The 23,825-nt window shown below is 46.6% G+C and carries 22 protein-coding genes and 1 riboswitch; of the genes, 2 read left to right on the top strand and 20 right to left on the bottom strand.

Going from position 1 to position 23,825, the window contains the following annotated elements; translation table 11 throughout:
• Positions 1–25 precede the first annotated feature (25 nt).
• From ECA1_RS05220 to ECA1_RS05200, 5 genes are all read right to left on the bottom strand, one after another.
• On the bottom strand, positions 26–838 hold the full coding sequence (locus ECA1_RS05220) for a metallophosphoesterase family protein (protein ID WP_005230667.1): 813 nt from the start codon (positions 836–838) through the stop codon (positions 26–28).
• Between the two features lie 4 nt (positions 839–842).
• Entirely contained in the window at positions 843–1,625 is a 783-nt protein-coding gene (gene phnE, locus ECA1_RS05215) for a phosphonate ABC transporter, permease protein PhnE (protein ID WP_005230666.1), read from the bottom strand.
• Entirely contained in the window at positions 1,622–2,401 is a 780-nt protein-coding gene (phnE, locus tag ECA1_RS05210) for a phosphonate ABC transporter, permease protein PhnE (protein WP_010748971.1), read from the bottom strand. Before phnE (ECA1_RS05210) ends, phnE (ECA1_RS05215) begins: the two co-directional genes overlap by 4 nt.
• The gene (phnC, locus tag ECA1_RS05205; protein ID WP_005230661.1) at positions 2,373–3,164 is read right to left on the bottom strand and encodes a phosphonate ABC transporter ATP-binding protein; all 792 of its coding nucleotides are present in this window, start codon (positions 3,162–3,164) and stop codon (positions 2,373–2,375) included. Before phnC ends, phnE (ECA1_RS05210) begins: the two co-directional genes overlap by 29 nt.
• Positions 3,165–3,324: 160 nt before the next feature.
• Entirely contained in the window at positions 3,325–4,257 is a 933-nt protein-coding gene (locus ECA1_RS05200) for a phosphate/phosphite/phosphonate ABC transporter substrate-binding protein (RefSeq protein WP_005230658.1), read from the bottom strand.
• 196 nt (positions 4,258–4,453) lie between these two features.
• Between ECA1_RS05200 and ECA1_RS05195 the strand changes: the two genes are divergently transcribed.
• Positions 4,454–5,125, top strand: a complete 672-nt coding sequence (locus tag ECA1_RS05195; RefSeq protein WP_005230657.1) for a cyclic nucleotide-binding domain-containing protein — start codon at positions 4,454–4,456, stop codon at positions 5,123–5,125.
• Positions 5,126–5,312: 187 nt separating this feature from the next.
• Here the strand turns inward: ECA1_RS05195 and ECA1_RS05190 are convergent, their stop codons facing one another.
• The 7 genes from ECA1_RS05190 to ECA1_RS05160 all read right to left on the bottom strand — a co-directional run bounded on the left by ECA1_RS05190 (position 5,313) and on the right by ECA1_RS05160 (position 13,221).
• On the bottom strand, positions 5,313–7,184 hold the full coding sequence (locus ECA1_RS05190; RefSeq protein WP_005230656.1) for a beta-glucoside-specific PTS transporter subunit IIABC: 1,872 nt from the start codon (positions 7,182–7,184) through the stop codon (positions 5,313–5,315).
• A gap of 137 nt (positions 7,185–7,321) precedes the next feature.
• Positions 7,322–8,164, bottom strand: a complete 843-nt coding sequence (gene licT, locus ECA1_RS05185; RefSeq protein ID WP_005230655.1) for a BglG family transcription antiterminator LicT — start codon at positions 8,162–8,164, stop codon at positions 7,322–7,324.
• Positions 8,165–8,442: 278 nt separating this feature from the next.
• Positions 8,443–9,348, bottom strand: coding sequence for an EamA family transporter RarD (gene rarD, locus ECA1_RS05180; protein WP_005230654.1), 906 nt, complete (start codon positions 9,346–9,348; stop codon positions 8,443–8,445).
• A 155-nt stretch (positions 9,349–9,503) separates the two neighbouring features.
• Entirely contained in the window at positions 9,504–10,940 is a 1,437-nt protein-coding gene (locus ECA1_RS05175) for an MDR family MFS transporter (protein WP_034869469.1), read from the bottom strand.
• Positions 10,937–11,377 carry a MarR family winged helix-turn-helix transcriptional regulator gene (locus tag ECA1_RS05170; RefSeq protein WP_005230651.1) on the bottom strand — a complete coding sequence of 147 codons (441 nt, stop codon included), beginning with the start codon at positions 11,375–11,377 and terminating at the stop codon, positions 10,937–10,939. Before ECA1_RS05170 ends, ECA1_RS05175 begins: the two co-directional genes overlap by 4 nt.
• A gap of 150 nt (positions 11,378–11,527) precedes the next feature.
• The gene (locus tag ECA1_RS05165) at positions 11,528–12,514 is read right to left on the bottom strand and encodes a tRNA dihydrouridine synthase (protein ID WP_005230648.1); all 987 of its coding nucleotides are present in this window, start codon (positions 12,512–12,514) and stop codon (positions 11,528–11,530) included.
• Positions 12,515–12,660: 146 nt separating this feature from the next.
• Positions 12,661–13,221, bottom strand: a complete 561-nt coding sequence (locus ECA1_RS05160; protein WP_005230646.1) for an LOG family protein — start codon at positions 13,219–13,221, stop codon at positions 12,661–12,663.
• Between the two features lie 86 nt (positions 13,222–13,307).
• On the opposite strand from ECA1_RS05160, the gene ECA1_RS05155 reads away from it, so the two are divergent.
• Positions 13,308–13,649: a MazG nucleotide pyrophosphohydrolase domain-containing protein gene (locus tag ECA1_RS05155; RefSeq protein ID WP_005230638.1), complete on the top strand. Its 342-nt coding sequence runs from the start codon at positions 13,308–13,310 to the stop codon at positions 13,647–13,649.
• Positions 13,650–13,798: 149 nt separating this feature from the next.
• On the opposite strand, the gene ECA1_RS05150 is transcribed toward ECA1_RS05155, so the two are convergent.
• From ECA1_RS05150 to ECA1_RS05115, 8 genes are all read right to left on the bottom strand, one after another.
• Complete coding sequence (locus ECA1_RS05150; RefSeq protein ID WP_005230628.1) at positions 13,799–14,812, bottom strand: ABC transporter substrate-binding protein; 1,014 nt, start codon at positions 14,810–14,812, stop codon at positions 13,799–13,801.
• Positions 14,805–15,587 carry an ABC transporter ATP-binding protein gene (locus ECA1_RS05145; RefSeq protein WP_005230626.1) on the bottom strand — a complete coding sequence of 261 codons (783 nt, stop codon included), beginning with the start codon at positions 15,585–15,587 and terminating at the stop codon, positions 14,805–14,807. Before ECA1_RS05145 ends, ECA1_RS05150 begins: the two co-directional genes overlap by 8 nt.
• A 4-nt stretch (positions 15,588–15,591) precedes the next feature.
• A complete protein-coding gene (locus ECA1_RS05140; RefSeq protein WP_005233272.1) occupies positions 15,592–16,665 on the bottom strand; it encodes a FecCD family ABC transporter permease in 1,074 nt (357 codons plus the stop codon).
• Between the two features lie 471 nt (positions 16,666–17,136).
• Positions 17,137–17,610: a 6,7-dimethyl-8-ribityllumazine synthase gene (gene ribH, locus ECA1_RS05135; RefSeq protein WP_005230622.1), complete on the bottom strand. Its 474-nt coding sequence runs from the start codon at positions 17,608–17,610 to the stop codon at positions 17,137–17,139.
• A gap of 21 nt (positions 17,611–17,631) precedes the next feature.
• The gene (locus ECA1_RS05130) at positions 17,632–18,843 is read right to left on the bottom strand and encodes a bifunctional 3,4-dihydroxy-2-butanone-4-phosphate synthase/GTP cyclohydrolase II (protein ID WP_005230620.1); all 1,212 of its coding nucleotides are present in this window, start codon (positions 18,841–18,843) and stop codon (positions 17,632–17,634) included.
• Positions 18,821–19,408: a riboflavin synthase gene (locus ECA1_RS05125; RefSeq protein ID WP_005230617.1), complete on the bottom strand. Its 588-nt coding sequence runs from the start codon at positions 19,406–19,408 to the stop codon at positions 18,821–18,823. The genes ECA1_RS05130 and ECA1_RS05125 overlap by 23 nt, the downstream gene beginning before the upstream one ends.
• Positions 19,393–20,469 (bottom strand): bifunctional diaminohydroxyphosphoribosylaminopyrimidine deaminase/5-amino-6-(5-phosphoribosylamino)uracil reductase RibD, encoded by a 1,077-nt coding sequence (gene ribD / locus ECA1_RS05120; protein WP_005230615.1) that lies wholly within the window; start codon positions 20,467–20,469, stop codon positions 19,393–19,395. The genes ECA1_RS05125 and ribD overlap by 16 nt, the downstream gene beginning before the upstream one ends.
• A 112-nt stretch (positions 20,470–20,581) precedes the next feature.
• Positions 20,582–20,720, bottom strand: a riboswitch (FMN riboswitch).
• Between the two features lie 193 nt (positions 20,721–20,913).
• A complete protein-coding gene (locus tag ECA1_RS05115; RefSeq protein ID WP_060791882.1) occupies positions 20,914–23,562 on the bottom strand; it encodes an HAD-IC family P-type ATPase in 2,649 nt (882 codons plus the stop codon).
• Positions 23,563–23,825: the final 263 nt, after the last annotated feature.

Below are 23,825 nucleotides of genomic sequence, written 5' to 3'. Positions count from 1 at the left end.
GCAGCGTTGACGGAACGTCTATTTTTTATCCTTGCATGTTGACCCGCATCAATACACGGTTTGGTCGATAGTTTTCTGAGGATTGATGAACCAATGCACCTTCCTCAAAACGATACAAATTGTATCCATAGCGTTCTTCAAAACGGACCATCCCATCGCCTTCATCTTCCCCGACAAACGACATACTTGCCACAGTATAGTAAGGAATCCCTGCGATCGTTCCCGTAAACGCATGATGGGTATGTCCACTGAGAATACAAGAGATTTGATACTGCTGCAATAATGCCACCAAACGATTGGCACCGGCCCATGCCGGCGTGCTTGCTTGGTCGGGCAACAAATGATGGTGCGTCACAAAAACGATCTTTTTCTCTTTGAGCTGCGCCAGCGTGGCTTGCAGCCATTCAAACTGTCGCTCATCCACGATACCGTTGGCATAGCCATAGCAGGAATTATCGAAAGTCACGATCGCCAATGTCTCCGTTTCATAGACTTGATTAAAAGGTGTATCACTGGCGGTTTCTACTGACTTGCCTTGCCAGCCTTGGCGAAAATGCCGTTTGATATCATGATTACCTAGCGTTACTACGATGGGCACTGAGCCAAAGGCTTTTTCTAAATATCGCTTCAAAGAGGCATAATCGGCAGGCGCGCCATCTTCGGTCAAATCGCCACTGATCACCACCAAATCGATCGCTACTCGCGCCTTGGCATCTTGGATACACTCTTCAAGAGGAATCAAGGGATTTTGCATAGCTGCCAGCATTCCTTGATACCCTTCTTCACAAGGCAGGTAACTTTCTCGAAAATGGATATCTGATATATGCAATACATTCATAGGTTTATCTCAATTTCTTTCTGATGATTCCAGTCAACTGGTCTAATAAGAAGACGGTCACAACGACGCCCAACAAAATAATACTTACCTTGCTCCAGGTTCTGGTTTGAATAGCAAAAATCAATGGTGCACCGATCCCGCCAGCACCGACTAACCCTAACGTTGCCGCACTGCGGACCGCAATTTCAAAATGATTCAGTGCAAAGGAACTATAGATAGGCGCTAAGTAAGGGACCCGCACGAAAAACATCGTCTGCCAAAAGTTGGCACCGACGGCTTGCATCTCTTCCGTCAAGCGCTCATCCATGGCTTCCATTTCTTCGGTAAACAACTTGCCCAGCATACCGATCTGGTGGACACCGATCGCCATAACTCCAGCAAAAGGTCCTGGACCTACCACACGGACAAAAATAATCGCATAAACCAGCTCGGGAAATGCCCGCAAGATATTGCAGATCATTTTGCCGATTTTTGCGACCCACGGTGCAGAAGACCATAGGTTGGCGGCACTCAGCAAGGTCACCGGTATCGCGCAGACTGTTGCGATCATCGTTCCTAGACAAGCGATCCCGATCGTCAGTAACAATAAGCTCCACAGATCCTCCCCGCTACCGTCGTAAAAGAAAGACCAGTCTGGCTGACTCAACCCTTGCAGGACATCTCTTCCCATCGCTAAGGAAAAAGTACTCAATCCGGAATAATCCAGCGTCGCTGCAGATAATGCCAGTAAGATAGCAAAGAGTCCCCATAACAGCCAAGTCGTTTTCTTCACTTCTCTGATCATCATAGGAAAGACCTCCTTACCCGCTCACTGAGAAAATCAACGATCGCTACCGTCAGCAAAATCGTCAAGATAATGATCGAGACCCGCTCATAATTCAACAATGCCAATGAGGCGTTCAAGATGACCCCGATCCCGCCGGCACCAACATACCCTAACACCGTCGAAGCTCGAACATTGACTTCAAAGGCATAAAAAGTATAGCTGGCAAACTGGCTGATGACTTGGGGAATGATCGCCCAAACGGTCACTTGAAATTTATTCGCTCCTACCGCTGCTGCTGCTTCGATCGGCGCAAAATCAATGGTTTCGATCGCTTGAAACATCAGCTGTGAAACCATACCAAAGGTAAAGACCGCGATGGTCAAAACACCAGTGGCTTCACCGATCCCAAAAATCGCTACGAACAATGCCGCCAACAATAGATTGGGGATCGTCCGCACCAGCCCTAAGAGAAAACGCATCGGCACCGAGACCCAACGGCTTTCTGTCACGACTGTTGTCGCCAACAGACTCACCGGTATCGCTGCGACTACTCCTAAAACGGTGCCTAAAAAGGACATCTGCAATGTCTTGATCAAGGGCATCATCAGTTGCGGTAGATAACTAAAGTCTGGGTGCAAAAAGCGAGCCATGAAAGCCGTCATCTGGCTGCGATTCGACCACACTTGGGCAAAATCAGCCCCTGTGATCCAGGCACTGCTTTGAAAAAAGAGCAGCAATAAAAGAACCAGCAGCAGGTGTTTGTACCAATTAAAATGAACTGTTTCTTTCAGTTTCATCGATTTCTCCTGCCTTTTCTTCAAAAATTGCTTTGCCATAGATTTGTTCTAAACGCTGATCTGTCAAAGCGGCTGCGTTGCCGTCAAAAACGATCGCACCTGCTTTTAAGGCAATGATCCTTGTCGCATACTGACGAGCCAAGGGAATCGAATGCAGATTGATGACAATCGTTTTGCCCATTTCTTGATTGATCTTCTTCAGATCCTCCATCACTTTCTCTGTCGTGATGGGATCTAGTGATGCCACGGGTTCATCTGCTAAAATCACCGGCGCTTGTTGGACCAAGGCACGGGCGATGGATACCCGCTGCTGTTGCCCACCACTCAACTGGTCACTTCTCGTTTGCAGTTTGTCTGACAAGCCGACAGTCGCTAGCGCTTCTTTCGTTCTTTCGTAGTCTTCTTTCGTAAACAACCCTAAAATACTTTTCCAGGTCCCGTAATACCCCAAACGCCCAGACAAAACATTTTTTTGAACGGTACTGCGTTTGACCAAATTGAAGCTTTGCGAGATCAATCCGATTTGTCGACGAATCAAGCGCAATTCTTTTTTATTGGCTTTCGTGACTGATTTGCCGTCTACTCGGATATCTCCTTCAGTGATTGGCACTAAGCGATTGATCGAGCGCAAAAAGGTACTCTTACCAGCACCGCTCAAGCCAATGATGGCCACAAATTCACCTTGCTCAATCGTTACATCTATGTTCTGTAATCCTTTGACCCCATTTGGGTAGACTTTGGATACATTCTCAAAAGTTATCATCTGTTTTCTCCATTATGTAGGGACCGCGGCAAAGTTTCCCCAATCGGTCACGGTCTATCTCACTAAAAAATGCACTGGTACTGCGTATTCCACCTATTCCCCTAGTAAATCGCTGCACATCTCCGTGTCCCGTTATCCTTCTACCGCAATCCCTGATTTTTTACTCTGCTGCTCGTTGTGTATAATCGCGAATGGTATCGTAAGCAGAATCTGCTGCTTCTTCATACCCTTGGTGTCCCCACAAGCTCATTGCTTCGGCACCCTCTTCATCATCTGCCATGTTCAAGAACACTTCTTTGATCTGCTCTTTTAGTTCAGCATCCATTGATGGTTGGACGGCAATGGCGTCATTTGGAATATCCCCTTCGGTCAAGTAAAGGACTTTTAGGTCTTTGAATAAGTCGTTGTCTGGGAAGCTTGACGCAAAGACATTTCGTGCCCCTTGGAACACAAAGGCGGCGTCCATCTGACCATTCAAGACTGCAGTGATCTCACTTGGAATATCATTCACGGTCGTTAATGTAGCATCCGTCGTTGGATCAACTCCTGCATCTTTCAACTCGGCAACTGGGTAAATATAGCCGCTAGCAGAGTTTGGACTCAATGTAGCGATTTTTTTCCCTTTTAAGTCCGTCAATTCTGTCATGTCGCTATCCGCACGGACCAAGATCTCCCCTTTGAAGGTATTGGTTTTTTCCCCTTCTAATGGCAAGCCCGTCTCTGGATCATAAGCACCTAATTGAGAAGTCAAAATCGCTTCAGCTGCATCCATGTCTTTGGCTTGAACATAAGCGGCTGGCGGCATGATCCCTAAATCAACTTGTCCAGAAGCCATAGCTTCTACGATCGTCGAATAATCCGTTGCTAACGTTACTTCTACTTCACGGTCTAATTTTTTTGATAAATACTCAGCAAACGGTTTTGCTTTGGCTTGCATCGAGCCGTCATTATTGGTCGGTACGAATTGTACCACCAGCTTTTCTTTTTCGGCTGCGGCACTGCTGTCGCTGCTGCTGCTCCCATTCCCACAGCCGGTCAATGCGGCAACTAACGCAATTCCTAACATTCCTTTAACAATTCGTTTCAATGGCATTTTTTCTCCTCCTAATGGTTTGAAGCATTCTTACATTCAAATCATACCAAGTATCCCGTCAAAATGAAGTGACACATGTCCTATTTTACCTTATTTTTACATACAATTTACATTAGTTTTTATTTATCGTTCGTGTTGAGTCAAAAGGGGAACTAAGCTATACTTAAAGAAAACCATTCAGGAGTGGCTGATTCCCATGAAAAAAATCGATGATACCGCACGCCTCAGTAATTACATTGACACATACGATCTGCAATCTTATATGGACAATGATTTGTTAGCGATGGCCACTTTGCATTCCTTTGAAAAAGAAGAGCACCTGATTCGAACGGGCACGCCTTCTGAATACTTGTATTTTCTCGTAGAAGGAACCGTGATGGTCTACTCCTTCTCTTCGGATACCCAAACGATTTGTATTGATTACGCTAAGCCGGCTGCACCTTTAGGGGAAGCTTCCTCTTTGTGGGAACTCTTGCCGAAAAGCAGTGTCAAAGCCGCTTCTGCTTGCGTCTGCGTCTGCATCCCTTTGAATCGCTACCGCAACACCTTGCAACAAGACGTCCGCTTTTTGCAAACCATCTGTCAGTTGCTAAGTTCCCGCTTGAATTCGGGGATCAACTTAGCGAATTCATTGACGGAACCTGTAGAGACACGGTTGGCCAAATTTATTCTTGCGCATCAAGAAAATCAACACTTTTCCTTTCAGTTGACCACCTGTGCCGCGATCTTGAATGTCAGCTATCGCCACCTGCTGCGAACCTTTACCAGCTTTCGGGAAGACAAGCTGATCGAAAAACAAAAACAGGGCTATGCGATTCTCGATTTCCCCGCTTTAGAGTCGCTTGCCGAAAATTTAAGCCATGTGTAAGGAGCAGTCCCCAAGAATGTTCGGGTTTTCCCTGAGCAGGCGTTCCTGATGTTGGTCTTGCCCTTAACTCGCGCTGTGACAAGCGTTTGCTACCGTGTCAGGCAAGCGAGAAGGGCAACTGCGCCTTATTTTCTTACAAAAAACCCGATCCTTGCTGATATTCAGTCGAGGATCGGGTTTTTTTTGCTTATTTCACGATGGCTAAGAAGTCTTCTCCTTGCAAGACATCGGTTTGGTTCATATCCATCACATCTAAATATTGGGGGGTGTTCGTCACAACGATCGGTGTGATCGTGGATAAGCCAGCTGCTTTGATCGTATCTAGATCAAACTTCACTAACAAATCGCCGCGTTTGACTTGATCGTCTTGTTTAACAAAGACCTCAAAGCCTTTGCCGTCTAGTTCCACAGTATCCATACCAATATGCATCAGAACTTCGGCTCCATCCGTGGTGGTCAAACCAACGGCATGGCCGGTAGGAAAGAGCGTCGTGATGGTGCCATCTGCTGGCGCATATAAAGCCCCGACAGTTGGTTCGATAGCGATACCTTTTCCTAATGCACCAGAAGAAAAGACTTGGTCTTTGACTTCTGCTAAGGGAACCACTTTGCCTTCTAACGGACTGCTGAGGATCACACGTTCTTTAGACGAACTATCGGTGGGTGTAACTGGCTCTTTTGCTGGTGCTGCACTGGCATCGGTTGCTGGCTGATCTTCAAAACGTAAGAAGAAGGTCAAGACAAACGCGGCGCCAAAAGCGATAGCCGTTCCGATCGAAGCGGCGATCAGACCACTTAGATCTTTCGTATCTTGTGGGATAAAGGAAGGCAGACTTAGTAAGCTGACTAACCCAAAGGTATAGTTTTCGACTTGGCTGAAGCCGATGAAGGCTCCCCCGATGGCACCACTGATACACGCGGCGATAAATGGTTTTTTCAATGGCAAGGTTACCCCATACACCGTCGGTTCTGTGATCCCAAAAATTGAGGTGATCGTTGAAGAAAGGGCCAACCCTTTCAATTTCACATTTTTTGTCATAAAGAACACTGCTAGCGCTGCACCCCCTTGAGAAAGGACAGCTGGCAACAGCATCGGCACCATGGTATCGACACCGGTTTGACTGAGATTCAACATCATGATCGGTACAAAGCCCCAGTGCATGCCAAACATCACAAAGACTTGCCATAAACCACCCATGACAGCGCCAGCGATCAGTGGGCTGAAGTGGTAAATGCTGTCGTAAGCACTACCTAACAAGTTTCCTAAAATCGTTCCTAGTGGACCGACGACAATAAAGGTCAACGGCGCCATGATCAAGAAGACCGCTAAAGGCACGCAGATGATCTGTAAGAAGCTAGGAATGACTTTTTTAAAGAAACGCTCCACATAACTTTGTAAAAAGACCGCTAAAATAATCGGAATGACGGAAGACGTATAAGCACTCGCACCAATAATGACAGGGAGGCCTAAGAAACTCAAGGTTTGTCCAGCCAAAGCGGTAATATTTGGATGAACCAATGCCATCGCTAAGGAAACCGCTAGAAATTCATTGGTACGAAACTTCTTCGCTGCAGTAAAAGCCAACATCACTGGTAAATAGGTAAATAACCCATCAGCAATCGCATACAATACGGTGTAGACCCCAGAATCAGCTGCCAGCCAATTCAAGGTGACTGCCAGCGTCAAGAATCCTTTTAAGACCCCGGCACCTGCCATTGCGCCTAAAAATGGCGTAAAAATCGACGAAATAATATCCACCAGTTGATTCAAGAGGTTGCCTTTGTCGCCTTTGCTGTCTGCTTCGCCATCGAAGTTCGCTACTCCATTCAATTCACGGTAAACGTCGCTGACATGACTGCCGATCACCACTTGGTATTGTCCGCCGCTTTGAACGACTTGGATCACGTCGTCGTCTTGATTCAAGCGTGCCGTATCCGCTTTGTTCTCATCTTTTAATTTGAAACGCAAGCGGGTCGCACAATGCACCACGCTGTTGACATTTTCTTTGCCGCCCACCGCATCGAGGACGCGAACTGCAATTTCTTTATTTGAACTCATTTTTTCAACACTCCTTTTTTAATAAAAAAACCCAGATTGAAAAAACGACCGTCCAACGAGTCTTTTCCTCGCTGACTGTTGTCTTTTCAATCTGGGTATTGCCTGCCTGACAGTAACAATCCGTTAATGATTGAATGTTAATTGGTTTGATCATTGACGACACGTTCGATGTGGATCGTTAAGTAGATCATTTCTGATTCACCGATCGATTTGTCGTAGGTTTTGATCAAGTACTCGTTGATCCGTTGGACCGTTTGAAACGCTTTAGGGTACTTCGATTGCACAAGGGCAAATAAAAATTCATCTTTTTCCCCCGAAAGTTCATCGCTTAAATAGCGCTGCGCAAAATACTGTAAATGCGTGGTGATCCGTTGATAGTTCAAGGAATCTAGGTTAAAGACTCGTCCATAAAAACGACTGATGATCGCCAGTACGTCACGAACGATCTCTACCGCTTGCATCGTGGTTTCCATCGTACCATTGGCTTGTTCGCTATTGACGATATGAAAGGCGATAAAGCCAATTTCCGATTCCGGCAATGAAATCCCGAAGACTTTTTCAAAATAAGCAACGGCATCTGCTGCAACCGCATACTCTTTCGGATAAAATTTGCGGGTCTCAAACAACAATGGATTCGGCAGCTCAATGCCTTCACGTGCCCGAACCAGCGCATAATGGATATGGTCGGTCAGTGTCAAATAAATATTTGGCGACAGCTCGATCCCCAAGGACGCTTCTGCATCATCCACCACTTGCTTGACGGCTTCGACTTCTTCCACAGGAATGTCTGAAAACAATTGCTGAAACTGATTTGCGGTAAAGGTATCCTTTAACACAAATTCTTTTTCGACAAAGGCTTCATCCACTGGATCGCCGACTTTTTTCTTAAACGCAATGCCGCGACCCATATAGATCACTTCCTGACCGGCATCATTGGTCGAGATGACGACATTATTATTTAAAATTTTTCCAATAATCATCGCTTTCCCTCACTCCAAAATAAAAAAACCTAGAATCTCCCCATTAGCGCGCTACGGTCAATTCTGGTTTTGCCTGCCGAACAGTAACAATCCTTGTAACTGAAAGAATAATAACACACCCCTGTGGCAGATGCAACCCTTTTCAATCAGAATTTCTGCAACGTGCTTTTCCTTTGTTATACCATTGAACAATTCTCCTTGCAACTTCCTTCACTATCTAAATTGAGTTGTTTTTTAATAAAAAAAGGAATGGCTCAGCTGCAGCCATTCCTAATGTATCAAAGTTGCTTTCTTTGCTGTCCCATGCGCCGCTCTTTCATCGCCGTTCCTAACGTACCATAGGTGAAGACAGCGATCCCCAGCCAAATAAACGCAAAGGCGGAAAATTGGGCCAGTGAATAGGTTTCGTGAAACAAAAAGATGGCTAACAAAAGCATGATTGTCGGGTTGACGTATTGAATAAACCCAAGCGTAATGTAAGAAACATTTTTCGCGGCTTCCGCAAACAGCAATAGCGGAATAGCCGTCACGATCCCAGCACCCATCAATAAGAGATTGGTTTGCAAGGGATAATTCATAAAGCCGACGGTTGAAAATCCTAAAATATACACGAGGGCAAAGGGGAAAATCACCATCGTTTCGATCGTTAACCCAGTAACCGAACTAATGGGGATCCTTTTTTTGATCAAGCCATACGTACTAAAGGAAAAGGCCATGATCAGTGAGGCATAAGGAATCGTTCCTGTTTGGATCGATAATAAGATCACCCCGATACTTGCCAGCAGACACGCCAGCATGCCAGTACGACTAAGACGTTCCTTCAAAAAAACGGTCGCTAACAAGACATTGACAAGCGGATTGATATAATAGCCTAAGCTGGCTTGCATCACGTGGCCCGCACTCACCGCGAAGATAAAGGTGAACCAGTTGATGGAGATCAGCACAGAAGCTAAAACGATCAGTCCAGCAAATGCTTTGTTCTTCCACAGCAGACGCGCTTCTTGTAAAAATTGCGTTTTCTTCCCAGAAAGCACGATAAACAACACCATAAAAACAAAGGACCACACGATTCGGTAGCACATCGTTGCTAATGGCGAAACCCCAACGATTATTTTCCAATATAGTGTGACCAAGCCCCATAATACATAGGCAGACAACCCAAAATAAACGCCTTTATTCTTCATTTTCTCCCTGATTTTTTTCCATTAAAACAAGTCTTTCCTGAAAAAAAATACTCCTCCTAAACCATAAGTTATCTTATTATATCGAATTTTTTGGTTTTTCATAGAGTTTCATGAAATAAATCAAGAAAAGCACCCTTCAAAGAAAGGTGCCCTCTTTATTCCAGTGGTTCTTCTGCACCTTCCAGCCACACGGCTTCTGGCTTCTGATCACGAATCAAGAATACCCCCGTTGCAAACAACATTCCCGAAGCGATCGTCATCAATAAGAAAGAAACATTCATCCCATGAAGCAGTGCACTTGTTCCTGTTAAGGTCGTGCTTTTTTGCGCCACACTATTCATGATCCCGACAAATAATGCTGTCCCGATGGCGCCTGCCACCGTTCGCAAAGAAGTCAATAACGCTGTTCCATGCGCCGTCAGCTGCGGCGGAATATTTTTATTTCCCCACGTCACGAAGGGCATCAACAAACAGCCTGTGGCGGCACAGCGCAGCATGTTCAAAACCACTGCTACCCAAATACCCGTGTGCATATGGATGAAATACATACCGATGTTGCTCAAGACCAGTGAGCCGCCGCCAAAAAGTGTCAACAGACGGATGCCGACTTTGTCATAGATTCGCCCAGCCACGGGACTTAAGAAAGCCGAGACCAGTGAGCCTGGCAAAACGACTAATCCCGAGATCGTCGCTGATTTGCCTAAAATCGACTGCACGTAAAGCGGCATCAGCATCGCCGAACCCATCAAGACCAAGTAAAGCATGATACTGCCAAAGACACTGATGGCATACTCTTTTGTTTTTAAGACCCGCAGATCCAAAAATGGGGTTTTCGCTCTTAACTGACGGAAGACAAAGAAGACCCCTGCTACCAAACCGATCCCTAAGGTTCCTAAAACCGGCAAGCTGAAAAAGCCATAGCTGCCGATATTGCCAAAGCCTAAAGTGATCCCACCAAAGGCGAAGGCACTCAAAACAAAAGAGGTCTGATCAAATTTACTGTTGCTTACTGGCAACACATCATCAAAAACCTTTATGGCCCAAATCAGTGAAATCAAAACGATCACGGCAACGATATAAAAAATCGCATGCCAGTTCAAGCGGTCCACGATCACCCCAGCAAGAGTCGGTGCGATCACGGGTGCCGCGGTGATCGATAATCCATACCAGCCCATCACCACACCGATACGATTGATCGGATAGATCGATAAGAGGATCACTTGCGCCATCGCGGTCAAGATTCCATTGCCTACGGCCTGCAAAATACGAGCAAGCATCATGACTAGAAAATTGGGCGCTGCAGCACAAAGCAGCAAGCCCACCAACGCAATTCCTAAGGCAGCGAGATACAGCTTTTTGGTTGGCACACGATTCATAAGATATGCCGTCAAGGGCATAACGATCGCCATCGCCAAGGAATAACCGCTAGTCAGCCATTGGCCCGTAGTGACGGAAATCTGCAGGTCAGTGACAATGGCGGGTAAAGCCGTCGTCAAGGCGGTCGCCAACATGGATACGGCAATACATGTAATCATTAAATTAATAAAAATCAGCGTCCGCTGACGTTCCGTTCGTTGGACTGTTTCACTCAATCAACGTCCGCCTCCTTCTCAAGATAAAACTGTTCGATTTTTGCTAAGGCTTGACCAAAGGCTTGTTTTTCTTCTGCCGTCAAATAGGTCAGCATTTCTTGGTGCGCCTTGCTGCGTTTTTCTTTCATTCGCTGTGCCTCTTCCTTGCCTGCTTCCGTCAGCGAAATCAGATGGCTGCGTTTATCTTTCGGATCGACTTCTTTTTGGATCAGCCCTTTTTCAGCCAGTTTTTTTAGTAGTTCGCCAGTGGATGTCGAGCGAATCGCTAAATACGCGGCGAGATCTTTTTGGGTCAACGTCCCTTTTTCGTCCAATACCAGTAGGCAATTGAACTGTCCCCGACCTGGCATAAAACGCCCATATTTTTGTTCCGCATACCGCCGATTTAATTTATACACTTCAAACAATCGTTCCACGATTTCTTGTTCGGAAACCATCGACCTTCAGCTCCTTTCGCCTCTTCACTATTTAGATAGGTACCTAATTAAAAGTCTGTTCTCCATTTTACATAGGTACCTACCTATTGTCAAGGAAGGATTGACAATGAGAGCGGGTACAGCAACCAAAAACGAAAAAAGCATTGAAACTTACGCTTCAATACTTTCCTCGTGGTTCTTTTTCTCCGCAAACTCTGCCAGCAGTTGCCGGACTTCATCCGTTGATTTGGTATTCATCAATTTTGCCCGCAAATCACTGGCTCCAGGGAAGCCTTTGACATAGATTTTAAAGAAACGATGCAATCCTGCGATCGAGCGTGGCACCATTTTGGCGTAATGGTCCTGCAGATCTAATTGCAGCTGCAACAAGCCTAATAGCTCTTCTGAGGTATGCTCTTTCGGTTCTTTTTCAAAGGCATAGGGATTCTTGAAAATACCCCGGCCGATCATGATTCCGTCTACGCCATATTTTTCTGCTAGCTCCAAACCTTTGGTACGATCAGGGATATCGCCGTTGATCGTCAGCTTCGTTTGTGGGGCGATTCTATCCCGCAAGGCAACCACTTCAGGAATCAATTCCCAATGGGCATCGACCTTGCTCATTTCTTTGCGGGTTCGCAAATGGATCGAAAGGTTGGCGATATCCTGTTGCAGGACATGGGTCAACCAAGCTTCCATTTCTCCTAGTTCGGTATAGCCCAAACGCGTCTTGACACTGACCGGCAGACCGCCAGCTTTGGCTGCTTGGATCAGCTCTGCAGCAACTTCTGGTCGCAAGATCAAGCCGCTGCCTTTGCCTCGTCCAGCAACGTTTGGCACTGGGCAGCCCATATTTAAGTCGATCCCTTTAAAGCCCATCTCCGCTAAGCCGATACTCATCTCACGGAAATACTCTGGCTTGTCGCCCCAAATGTGGGCTACCATCGGTTGCTCATCTTCGGTGAAGACTAAACGTCCCCGCACACTGTCGCGTCCTTCTGGATGGCAGTAACTATCGGAGTTGGTAAATTCCGTAAAGAAAACATCTGGTGCGCCGGCAGCTTGAACGACATGTCGAAAAACGACATCGGTGACATCTTCCATTGGTGCTAGGATAAAAAAAGGCTTCGGCAATTCAGCCCAAAAATTTGTTGTCATGATTTACGCTCCATTTCTTTGTCCAAGGATCTTATTTTATGACCCCACTTGCAAAACAAACCCCATTATACTAAGAATGCGTCAAAGAAGCAAAAGAGCAAGACGACACCCGCCGGTGCTTCGCCTTGCTCTTTTACAACAGATACTTAATACTGCCGAATAACTGGCGGTTCGTAGGCTTGAATAAAAGCTTCAAGCTCCTGGGTTGTTTGCGCAAAACCGATTTTTTCGCGATCGGCCTGCGTCAAGAACTCATTTTCCACCATATTGTCATACAAGGCTCTCGTTGCGCGGTAAAAATTGTTCACATCATAAAAAGCACACGGATTCGGGTTTTGACCGATTCTTGACCATGAGATCATCTCCGTGATTTCTTCCAGCGTACCAGGACCGCCTGGCAGTGCGACAAAGGCCTGCGACAATTCGAACATTTTTCGTTTTCTTTCTGACATCGTCTCGACGACATGGAGTTCGGTCAATCCAGGATGTGCTAGTTCCCGATCTTTCAAAAAGGTTGGGATCACCCCGATCACCTGACCGCCATTTTCTAAGACAGCATCTGCCAGCACGCCCATCAAGCCCGCTTTTCCGCCGCCATAGACCAGCGTATTTTGCCGTGAAGCGATCCACTGCCCCAATTCTTGGGCGGCTGTTGCAAAACTAGGTTCATTACCGACACTGGCACCACAATAGACTGCAATTTTCATAAAACTCTCCATCATCCTTCTCAATCATTTTGAAATAGTATATCATGATTCTGATAAAGGTTCTGGGAAAGGATGGAAAAAAAATTATGAACATTGAGGAATATCAACGATTTATCAGTGACTTCTACAAAGCCCGCAACTGGTATCAATATGATCCGTTTATTCGGGCGAATTTTTTAGCAGAAGAAGTCGGGGAAGTGAGCCGTGCCATTCGGACATTGGAGATTGGCCGTGACCGTCCCGATGAACAAGAAGGCTTGCCGGAAGAAAAACTGGCAAATCTGACGGAAGAATTGGGCGATGTACTGGATAACTTATTTATTCTCGCCGATAAATACGATATTTCTCTAGAAACGATCATGCAAAAACACAAAGAGAAGCTATTGTCTCGCTATCAAATGAACCATATGACAGAAAAAAATAGCTAACGGGATACTTGTTGCGGAACGGGCAGCGGCAAAGGTTGCTTTTCTTAAATACAAAAAACCAACGTTTCTGTGGTCGATCGGCCAGTGAAACGTTGGTTTTCTTCTATTATATAAAAAGTTGGTTCTCCTTTTTATGCAATAGGAGGTGTTTATTGTGCCATTTGCTCTACCAGTTCTTCCAAACCAGTCAAGGCTTGGTAGCCGTAGCCAAAGAGATAATTGTAGTCCATGCTGTAGACTTGTTTGTTTTTGATGGCTTTCATGCTGGAGAGTTTGTCATTTTTGTACAAGCCTTCAATGATTTCTTGACCAGAAACACTGCCTTCGATCGTTGACCAGTCGCCGACGATCAAGACATCGGGATCCGTTTCGATCAAGGTTTCGACACTGACTTCTCCTGAATAGTCTTGAAACACATTGTTCAGTTTGATCATGTCAAAGTTACTGTTGAAAAAAGACTCGTCTTGAGCGGCATAGACACTGACCACACTTGGATCAGACATAAAGAGATGGGCAAAGGTTTGCTCTTCTTTGTCTGCTACTTTTTCTTCCAAGGCACTCTGGCGATCCTTTAATTCTTTTTCAAAAGCAGCGGCTGCCTCGGGGACATTGAAGAGCTTACCAAGGTTTTCAATGTCTTGATACACAGAATCAAACGTCGCCCCAGTGACAGAGGTTTCTTGGACGTAAGTCGGAATGCCCATCTCGTTCAAGGAATCAACGGTGCCAACGCCCCAATCTTGATTATCAAAAAGTCCTCCGCGGCCAAAAATCAAATCTGGATCCACACTGAGCGCCGTTTCTTTACTGATATAGTCGCTGCCCAGGTCGTTTAGTTCTGCGTAATCAGCAGCAACTTCCTTATCAGCGGCACCAAAGGTTGCACCGACACCCGCAATCTGATCCTTGAGGCCGAGATGCAGCAGCAATTCCGCTGCTGGTCGTGTGTTGGCTACGACTTTTTTCGGTGCTTCATTAAAGGTTTGGTCCTTGGCGGTCCATTGCGTACCGCCTTCTGCTTTGGTGTAGTTGCTGATGGTTAAGGGATACGTACTTTCTGCCTGTGAGGAAGAAGCCGAAGTTCCTTCATCCTTCGTATTGCCGCAAGCGCTTAATGTAAAGACTGCCAATCCTACCCCAATCATTTTTCCCCATTTATTCATCTGTTTGCTCCTTTTCAAAATAATAATGAAACCCTAATCCGCCTGTGATCGGATGATGGTAAATACTGCATTTCACGCCATAGATTTCTTCGATCAGTTCTTCTGTCAGCAGCGTTTCTGGTTCGCCATACCCTACGACCCGACCATCTTTTAAGGCATAGATGATGTCGCAATAATTGGCTGCTTGTTCCAAATTGTGCAGCGCCGCCAACAAGCCAATCTTCAGATGCTTGACGGTCTCTAAGATTTCCAGTTGATATCGGATATCCAAATGATTGGTCGGCTCATCGAGAATCATAAATTTCGGTTCTTGGGTGATGGCACGAGCAAGGACGACCCGCTGTTTTTCGCCTCCTGATAATGAGAGGTAGCTGCGTTTTCTGTAGGCACTTAACCCTGTTTTGGCTAAGGCTGCGGTGACCAGCTCATGATCGGCTTTAGTGTCTTGTTCCAACAAACCCTTGTGGGGCGTGCGGCCTAAAAGCACCATCTGTTCTACTGTTAAATCAAAGCTCAACTCATTGAACTGACTGACGACGCTGACTTGCTGGGCGACTTTTTTTTCGGAACTTTTCAAAATATTCATCTCACCTAAATAAATGTCGCCGCTGTCAGGTTTCAACGTTTTGTAGATAGCTTTTAACAATGTAGACTTGCCGCTGCCGTTGGAACCAATCAAGCCGACAAATTGCCCCTGTGCGGTTTGGACGGAGATGTCTTTTAGAATCTGTTGGTCCCCGATCGTTAGATTGAGCTTTTCAACTGCTAATTTCATTCCGTCACCCCCCAAAGTTGTATTGCCGTTTGACAATGATATAGATAAAGATCGGTGCGCCAATCAGCGCTGTAATGATCCCGATCGGCAGTTCGACTCCTTGCAGGGTCGAGCGGGCGATCACATCCGCCCAAATCAAAAACAACGCGCCTGTCAAAGCGGTCAAAGGCATCAACAGGCGATGATCCGACCCGCTGACTCCACGTACGATATGAGGAATGATCAAGCCGACAAAGCCGATCATACCAGAATTCGCAACGATGATACTGGTTAATAGCGCTGCTAGCAGCATGTAAAAACGACGATAGAAGGTCAGCTTGACCCCTAAGGTGGAAGCAACTTCATCTCCCAGCAAAAGCGTATTCAAAACACGGTATTGCGTCAGGAAGAACAGCGTGATCAAAGAAACCAGAACCACGATAAAGCCCAATTTGTTCCAAGAAGCCGAGGCTAAGCTGCCCATCGACCAAAACGCCACAGTCTTCATCCCTTCTGCATTGCTAGCCAGATAGATGATCAAGTTTGAAACAGAGCTGCATAAGGCACTGACGATCGTCCCCGACAGCACGAGTTTTGTGGAAGTCATTTTCCCACCGATACTAGCAAGCAGCAGCACCAAAATGGTGGCAATCCCCGCTCCTGCAAAGGCACCAAACGATAAGCCCAGCTGCAAGACTAGCGCCGAGCCGCCAAAACCGACTAAGATGGCGAAGGTCGCCCCTAAGGATGCGCCTGAAGAGATCCCTAAGATATAGGGATCTGCCAGCGGATTTTGGACCACCGCCTGCATCACTGCCCCGCTGATCGCTAACCCCATGCCCACAAAAATAGACAGCAAGACCCGCGGTGCCCGAACAAACCAGACGATATTGATGTTTGCGTCTGAAATGCCTGAAAGATCACCAACCAATCCATGGCTGATTTTATAGAAGAGAATTTGATAAACTTCGCCAAGGGTGATATTGGCTTGTCCGTTTGCCAAAGCAACTCCTGCAGATAAGAGAATGGCGACAACTAAAACACAGCAAATGATTGTCGAAACCATCCAACGATTTGATTTAATCAACCCTACCGACATGTGATTCTCCTTTATTCAGCACGATCCTCTCCTGATTTCACAGCAAAAACAACCTGACTGTTGCCTCGCCACCATCATAAAAGAAGCATCTGTGCGTTTTTTCGCTTATAACAGTTCTTCTCATGAAAAGCGCCAAAGCCATGTACTGCTTTGACATCTATTTGCAAATGAGAATCACTCTCAATGAATAGAGTCATTATAAGGAACCTTTTGTGAAATGTAAATAATTTTCTGAAAATTTCCTTAAATAAGAGTTATTCTAATGTTCGTGATTGATTGGGCGTTTTCCTCTCCATTGACCTATCGAAAATACGGTACCCGTGAAGAAGCGAATCCTTTGGCAAAAATAATCCCATGCTTTTAAATGATGAAAAAAAGACAGACTTCATTTTGTACGAAGTCTGTCTCCAGTCTGATGCCTATGCTCAGGCAGGCTTGTTCTTGTAGCTTCCCTTTGTTCGAACGTGAAACCTATGCGTTGCCAAGGATTTGCTGATTCAACGAAATCATCTCCAAAAGACCTTGAGCGGCTTCACTGCCTTTGTTGCCGGCTTTGGTTCCCGCCCGTTCAATGGCTTGTTCGATTGTTTCAGTCGTCAACACACCAAACATGATCGGAATGTCGGCATTCAGACCAATTTGGGCTACGCCTTTCGCCACTTCATTTGAGATCAATTCATAGTGAGTCGTTGCTCCGCGAATCAAGGCACCTAATGTCACGATCCCATCGTATTGCTTGTGGTCAACGATTTTTTTGGTAATATACGGAATCTCATAAGCCCCTGGTACCCAATACACATCGATGTTTTCTGCTTTGACTCCATGACGCAGCAAATTGTCTTTGGCGCCTTCCACTAACTTGGAAGTGATAAACTCGTTGAATCGTGAGACCACGATCCCTACTTTGACTGCCTCTCCCTGAAACGTTCCTTCAAATACTGTCATCGCTCATTCTCCTTTGGTTGATTAAATAGATAGGTAATGGTGAAACTTTTCTTTCTTCGTTTTCAAATAGCTGCTGTTTTCTTTATGCGCAGGCATCTCCAGCGGTACCCGTGCTACTACCTTGATCCCTAAGCTTTCTAATTCCTTCACCTTGTCAGGGTTGTTGGTCATCAGTTGAATCTCCTGCACTTCTAAGGAACGTAAAACATCGGCGGCAAACGTGTAATGACGAGCATCTGCTGCAAACCCCAATGCAATATTTGCTTCATAAGTATCCATGCCTTGTTCCTGCAGCTGATAGGCACGGAGCTTGTTCCGCAAGCCAATACCGCGGCCTTCTTGGCGTAGATACAAAATCGCACCGCGGCCTTTTGCTTCGATCTGCCGCATCGCTTCTTGTAGCTGTTCGCCGCAATCACAGCGATGAGAGCCGAAGACGTCGCCTGTTAAACACTCTGAATGGATCCGTAGTAACAGCGGCTCGGTAGTATGTTGAATCTCGCCTTTGGCTAGTAAAAGGTGTTCATTGCCGAACTCATCTTCAAATAAGGTCAATTGGAACGCCCCATAAGCCGTTGGCAGATCCACCGTGATAGGCGTGGTTCCTCGTAGATATTCCGCCAACTCATCAATGGTCAAAAACGGCAGCTGCCATTTTTCTGCTAATTTTTTCAATTCTGGGACCCGAGCCATCGTGCCATCTTCATTTAAAATCTCACAAATGTAGGCTGCTTCCACGCTGCCAGCAAGCTTTGCTAAATCCACAGCCGCTTCTGTATGTCCTCTGCGTTCCAACACGCCGCCAGGTTGAGCGGTCAAAGGGAAGATATGACCAGGGCGATAAAAATCCGCAGCTTGTGACGCAGGATCAGCCAACTTTTCAATCGTCACTGCCCGGTCTTTCGCAGAAATTCCCGTACTCGTCGTCACGTGATCGACACTGATGGTAAACGCGGTGCCAAAGGCATCCGTATTATTGGCGGTCATCTCAGGCAATGCCAGCTTTTCAGCGATCGCTTGTGAGATGGGTGCACAGATCAAGCCGCGGCCATAAGTCACCATAAAATTGACGGCTTCTGGCGTTGCGTATTCAGCGATCCCAATCAAATCTCCTTCTGATTCCCGATTTTCATCATCGGCGACAATCACTAAGCCGCCTTTTTTTAACCATTCCACTGCTTGTTCTACTTTATGCATCGTCTGCCTTCTTTCATTTTCGTTGGTATTTGACATATTTCCCGATCATATCCGTCTCGATATTGACCCACTCCCCTTGTTTCAACTGCCCCAGCGTCGTCTGGTCTTTGGAATGGGGGATCAAGCTAACGGAAAATGCCTGTGCCGTCGTCTGGGTAACCGTCAAACTGACGCCATTGATCGCAATCGACCCTTGCGGAATGATTTCCCCTTGCACACTGACAGGATAAGCAAACGTCAAGATCAAGGCATTTTCCAACTGCTTTTTCTGGATCAAACGGGTCGTTACATCAATGTGGCCAGCGACAAAGTGGCCTTCAAAACGCTGCGTTGCTGCCATCGCTCGCTCCAAATTGACTTCGGCACCCACCGAGAGTTGTTTAAAGGTCGTTCGTTGAAAGGTTTCTGGCATGATATCCACCGTAAACGTCGTCGCTTGTTTGGCGATCGCCGTCAAACACGTCCCGTTGATCGCCATACTGTCTCCGATCTGGTAATCCGCCAGTAATCCTTCGGACGCACTGCAAGTTAGCTGGATCGTGCGGCTTTGCTTGCGGATCTCTTTGATGCGGCCTTTTTCCTGAATCAATCCTGTGAACATTCCTCTGGTCTCCTTCCTCGGATGCAAACATCTTCCCCAACTGCAGTCACCGTCACCTCTGTTAGCTGCTGCAGCTGTTTCGGGGTACGCTCACTGGTAAAACTTGCGAGACTATTGCCCCCAAGAAACTTTGGCGCCACATAGGTAATGCTTTCTTGCCACAGTCCGCTGGCTAAAAAGGCATCATGGATCGCAGCGCCTCCTTCTACGTAAAGCGATTGGACCTGTCGTGCGGCAAGCTCCTTCAGCAATGAAACAATTGTCAACTCTTCCAGCTGGATCACTGACACATGAGCTGGCAAATCACTGACAGTTGTCTGCTGCGTAAAAATCCACACAGGTGCCGAATCATCGACAAACAGTGCCAAATGGGGTTGCGACAGCGTTCGCCCCCGACGGTCTAACACGATGCGAATCGGCGGAAAGCTGGTTTCAACCGTGGTCAATAAGGTGGGATCATCCGTCAACACCGTCTGACTGCCCACTAAGATTCCTTGATAGTCCCCACGTTCTTGATGGACGTTTTGCCAAACCGCTGAACCAGTGATCGCACTGCGGGTCAACGCATCATGAGCGATCCGGCCATCTAAAGTGATCGCTTGCTTCAACGCCACGTAAGGTCGCTGATGCTGATGGTAAAAATTATAGTGTGGATTCAAACGTCGCACCGCTGTTTCTTCGATGCCCACCAACACGTCGATGCCCTGTTCTTCTAAAAAGCGCTTGCCTTGTCCAGCCACGATTGGGTTAGGGTCTAACTGGCCGACGACTACCTTTTTGATGCCACTGTCGATGATCAGCTGGGTGCAAGGCGGCTGTTTTCCTTGATGGTTGCAAGGTTCTAATGTCACGTATAAAGTCGAATTGATTAGGTCTTCGGAGGAATGGCATTGTTCGATGGCGTTTCGTTCCGCATGGGGCTGCCCATAGACTAAGTGAGCCCCTTTGGCAATGACCCGTTGCTCTTTGACGATCACAGCGCCCACTAGCGGATTGGTAAAGGTTTGGTAGCGCCCTTTTTTGGCTTCTGCGATCGCCAAACGCATGTATTCGTTATGCATCTTCCTTCCTCCTTTCAATAAAAAAATGCCTCGTGAGAATCTCACGAGGCATAGACAAACAAGACCGGCAAAAAATCAATTTTAGACGCACTGCGCCCCTTGAAATTTTGTGGTTTTTCTTCTCCCATCCAGACTTTCACTGTCGGTGCCAGATTCACACTGGCTCCACCGCATAGCTATGCGGGTCACGGACTTCAAGCATTGCGCTTGTCACCGTCGGTCGGGAATTACACCCTGCCCCGAAGAATACTATTCAATTCATGTGCATTTTAGCCCGACCATTTTTGTTTGTCAATAGGCCTGATTACAAGCCGATAGGAATTCCTCTTGGCTTTTTCTTTTGGCAACCCCAAAGCAGCGACAGCAGAAATCTCTTGTCGTTCCGCCATTTTCCTAAGCTGCAGCAAGGCGGTTTTGCCTGTGAAAAACACGAGAAAACCTAGGTTAAATATTTTTTCTCGAACGAAGCCATTTATCAAACTCCGTCACGAGTAAGACGACCATCCCAGAAGCTGCTGAGATGACCCAGCCGATCAAGGACATGTCCTCAGTATGAAAGGCGCTTTGCATAAATGGAACATAGGTCAATAACAGTTGCAGAATCAGCATCACACCAATGATCACGAATGCTTTTGGATTGGTGAAGGAAGCTTTAGAAAACGCTGGTGCACTTGTACGGATGTTGAACAAATAGAAAATCTTACTCAAGACCACGATATTGACCATCATGGTACTGGCAACGGCTTCGCTGACGCCTTGCAGCAAGAGCCAGTCATGAGCGATCAAACTGATGACTGCCATCAAGATCGATACATACGCCATCTGCCAAATATCGTGGCGATTCAACAATTTATTGCCTGTCTTTCGCGGTGTGCGGTTCATGATCCCAGACTCTGCTGGTTCAAAGATAAACGCAAACTGGATCGTAATAGCAGAAACCATGTTGATCCACAGCAGTTGCGTCGCCTGCAGCGGCAATTCTTTTTGCATCATGATCGTAAAGGCAATGATCAGCCCTTCGGCAAAAGATGTCGGCAACAGAAACAGAATGCTCTTTTTGATGTTGTCATAGATCCTGCGTCCTTCGCGAATCGCTAAGGACATGGTACCGAAATTGTCATCGGTCAAGATCATATCAGCAGAGTCTTTGGCTACATCCGTGCCGCTGATCCCCATCGCTACACCGATATCCGCCCGCTTCAACGCAGGGGCATCGTTGACTCCGTCCCCTGTCATCGCCGTGACTTTGCCTTTGGCTTGTAGCGCTCTGATAATGTCCAATTTATTTTTCGGCGTGGTTCGTGCAAAGACTTGATTCGTCAAGGCAGCATCTTGAAATTCAGCTTCACTCATCTGATCCAACTCGGCACCAGTCACGACGTGAATCTCATCCGCTAAGCCAAGCTTTTCCCCAATCGCTTTGGCGGTCAGAGGGTGATCGCCAGTGATCATTTTCACTTGAACACCGGCTTGGTTCATTTCCTTCAGGGAGGCAATCACTTCTTCTCGCGGCGGATCGATGATCCCAGCGATCCCTAGTAATTGCAGCCCTTGCTCAAAAATCGTTTCATCAATGTGATCAATCGAAACTTTCTGATAGCCCACCGCTACCACTCGTTTGCCTTCTGCCGACAAGCGGCGGACATGGTCTGTCCAATAGGCTTCATCAAAAGGCGCCGCTTGTTTTTGCACCATTTCAAACAATTTATCTGGGGAGCCTTTAACAAATAGCAAGCGTTCCCCCGCAGGGTTTGCCACTAGTTTCGCCATGTAGCGGTTGTCCGAATCAAAGGGCAGCATATCCAGCTCTTGGTAAGCAGGTGCTTGCGGATAGGCAAATTGCTTATGATACAGCGTCAAGAAGGAGCCATCTGTTGGTTCCCCATTGATCGTCCAGTGATTTCCTTCTGGCACTAATACCGTATCGTTGGCTTCGTAACCAGCTTCCAAAAACAACTGCAAGGTGTCTTGCGCGTGGACGTCCTCCTGCTTTGGACGAATTTCTCCCACCGGCGCATAGCCGTCACCCGTCACTTCATATTCCTGCTCAGCCAATACGATGTCTTTGACCGTCATTTCATTTTTGGTCAGGGTACCTGTTTTATCCGTCGCGATCACATCCACTGAGCCTAGCGTTTCAACCGCTGGCAGCGTTTTGATGATGGTGTGCTTGTTTTTTGCCATGTCGCTGACACCCATCGCCAAAACCACCGAGGTCGTTGCTGGCAATCCTTCTGGGATCGAGCCGACGATCATGGTGACAACGGCTAAGGATAAGACAGAGATCGCATAGGTCTGCTGGAACAAGCTGACGACAAATAGCAAGACCGCCACGCCCATGATCACATAGGTGATGCCTTTCCCCAGTCCATCAATCTCTTTCATCAACGGCGTTTTTCGTTCTTCCGTTTGATTGACTTCAGCTGAGATTTTCCCGATTTCAGTCGTGACGCCAGTAGCGATCACGATCCCTTTCCCGCTTCCTGACGTCACGGAAGTCGAAGCAAACGCCAAATTCCGTTGTTCCGCTAATGGCGTTGCTTCATCCATTGAGGCATCTGTTATTTTTTCCACCGAATCGGCTTCACCAGTCAAGGCGGATTCTTGGATACGCAAGTTGTCGGCTTCGATGATTCGCAGATCTGCGGGCACATTGTCACCAGCTTCTAGGAATACGACATCCCCTGGAACGACTTCGGCAGCTGGAATATCTTGACGAATCCCATTCCGATAGACCGTGGCTTCTGCTGATAGCATCTCTTTGATCCGTTCTAACGCATCGGAAGCATTCGCTTCTTGGTAATAACCGATCAACGCATTGACCAGCACGACGATGCCAATGATCACGGCATCAGAGAAATGCCCCATCAGCAGCGTTAAGATGGCAGAGAAAATCAAAATGTAGATGATCGTGTTATGGAATTGTCGCAGCAGCAAACGCCACTTGGCGGTTTTTTTGACCGCTAATTGGTTCAATCCGTAGGTTTCTAACCGCTCGGTTACTTGCGCCTCAGTCAACCCTTGATCGATTGACGGCACCTGATACTGTTCGATTGTTTCTGACACTGATAACTGAAACTCTTTTTTATTCATTTTTTTCTTCTTCCTTTTCTTTTTCATTGATGGATAACACAAATAAGCCCCTTATTTAGAAACTGCTCCTAAATAACGCGCTGTTGTTTGTCTCCTATTCAATTAAAAAGTAAGGCAAGTCAAAATAGTGTTTCTGCTCACCGTCACTCGAGTCGCTTGACATTCGTTTACCACCCCCTCTAAAGTTAGCAATAAGCGTAACAAACTATTTTTCCAAAGTCAAGAGTCACCGCTTTCAAAAATGAAAAGTGGCTGGCTTCTTC

It is taken from the genome of Enterococcus casseliflavus NBRC 100478, assembly GCF_001544095.1.
In the GTDB taxonomy this organism is placed as follows: domain Bacteria; phylum Bacillota; class Bacilli; order Lactobacillales; family Enterococcaceae; genus Enterococcus_D; species Enterococcus_D casseliflavus.
Note: the sequence above shows the minus strand (reverse complement) of the source record. Positions and strands in the feature narration are given on the sequence as shown.

Coding starts and splice junctions, on each gene's coding strand:
- ECA1_RS05115 (WP_060791882.1), bottom strand. CDS start 23,562: ATGAATAAAAAAGAGTTTCAGTTATCAGTGTCAGAAACAATCGAACAG.
- ECA1_RS05150 (WP_005230628.1), bottom strand. CDS start 14,812: ATGAATAAATGGGGAAAAATGATTGGGGTAGGATTGGCAGTCTTTACA.
- ECA1_RS05220 (WP_005230667.1), bottom strand. CDS start 838: ATGAATGTATTGCATATATCAGATATCCATTTTCGAGAAAGTTACCTG.
- ECA1_RS05200 (WP_005230658.1), bottom strand. CDS start 4,257: ATGCCATTGAAACGAATTGTTAAAGGAATGTTAGGAATTGCGTTAGTT.
- licT (WP_005230655.1), bottom strand. CDS start 8,164: ATGATTATTGGAAAAATTTTAAATAATAATGTCGTCATCTCGACCAAT.
- ECA1_RS05195 (WP_005230657.1), top strand. CDS start 4,454: ATGAAAAAAATCGATGATACCGCACGCCTCAGTAATTACATTGACACA.
- phnE (WP_010748971.1), bottom strand. CDS start 2,401: ATGAAACTGAAAGAAACAGTTCATTTTAATTGGTACAAACACCTGCTG.
- ECA1_RS05165 (WP_005230648.1), bottom strand. CDS start 12,514: ATGACAACAAATTTTTGGGCTGAATTGCCGAAGCCTTTTTTTATCCTA.
- ECA1_RS05170 (WP_005230651.1), bottom strand. CDS start 11,377: ATGGTTTCCGAACAAGAAATCGTGGAACGATTGTTTGAAGTGTATAAA.
- ECA1_RS05155 (WP_005230638.1), top strand. CDS start 13,308: ATGAACATTGAGGAATATCAACGATTTATCAGTGACTTCTACAAAGCC.
- phnE (WP_005230666.1), bottom strand. CDS start 1,625: ATGATGATCAGAGAAGTGAAGAAAACGACTTGGCTGTTATGGGGACTC.
- ECA1_RS05145 (WP_005230626.1), bottom strand. CDS start 15,587: ATGAAATTAGCAGTTGAAAAGCTCAATCTAACGATCGGGGACCAACAG.
- rarD (WP_005230654.1), bottom strand. CDS start 9,348: ATGAAGAATAAAGGCGTTTATTTTGGGTTGTCTGCCTATGTATTATGG.
- phnC (WP_005230661.1), bottom strand. CDS start 3,164: ATGATAACTTTTGAGAATGTATCCAAAGTCTACCCAAATGGGGTCAAA.
- ribH (WP_005230622.1), bottom strand. CDS start 17,610: ATGACAGTATTTGAAGGAACGTTTCAGGGAGAGGCAGTCAAAGTAGGG.
- ECA1_RS05160 (WP_005230646.1), bottom strand. CDS start 13,221: ATGAAAATTGCAGTCTATTGTGGTGCCAGTGTCGGTAATGAACCTAGT.
- ECA1_RS05125 (WP_005230617.1), bottom strand. CDS start 19,408: ATGTTCACAGGATTGATTCAGGAAAAAGGCCGCATCAAAGAGATCCGC.
- ribD (WP_005230615.1), bottom strand. CDS start 20,469: ATGCATAACGAATACATGCGTTTGGCGATCGCAGAAGCCAAAAAAGGG.
- ECA1_RS05140 (WP_005233272.1), bottom strand. CDS start 16,665: ATGTCGGTAGGGTTGATTAAATCAAATCGTTGGATGGTTTCGACAATC.
- ECA1_RS05130 (WP_005230620.1), bottom strand. CDS start 18,843: ATGTCAAATACCAACGAAAATGAAAGAAGGCAGACGATGCATAAAGTA.
- ECA1_RS05190 (WP_005230656.1), bottom strand. CDS start 7,184: ATGAGTTCAAATAAAGAAATTGCAGTTCGCGTCCTCGATGCGGTGGGC.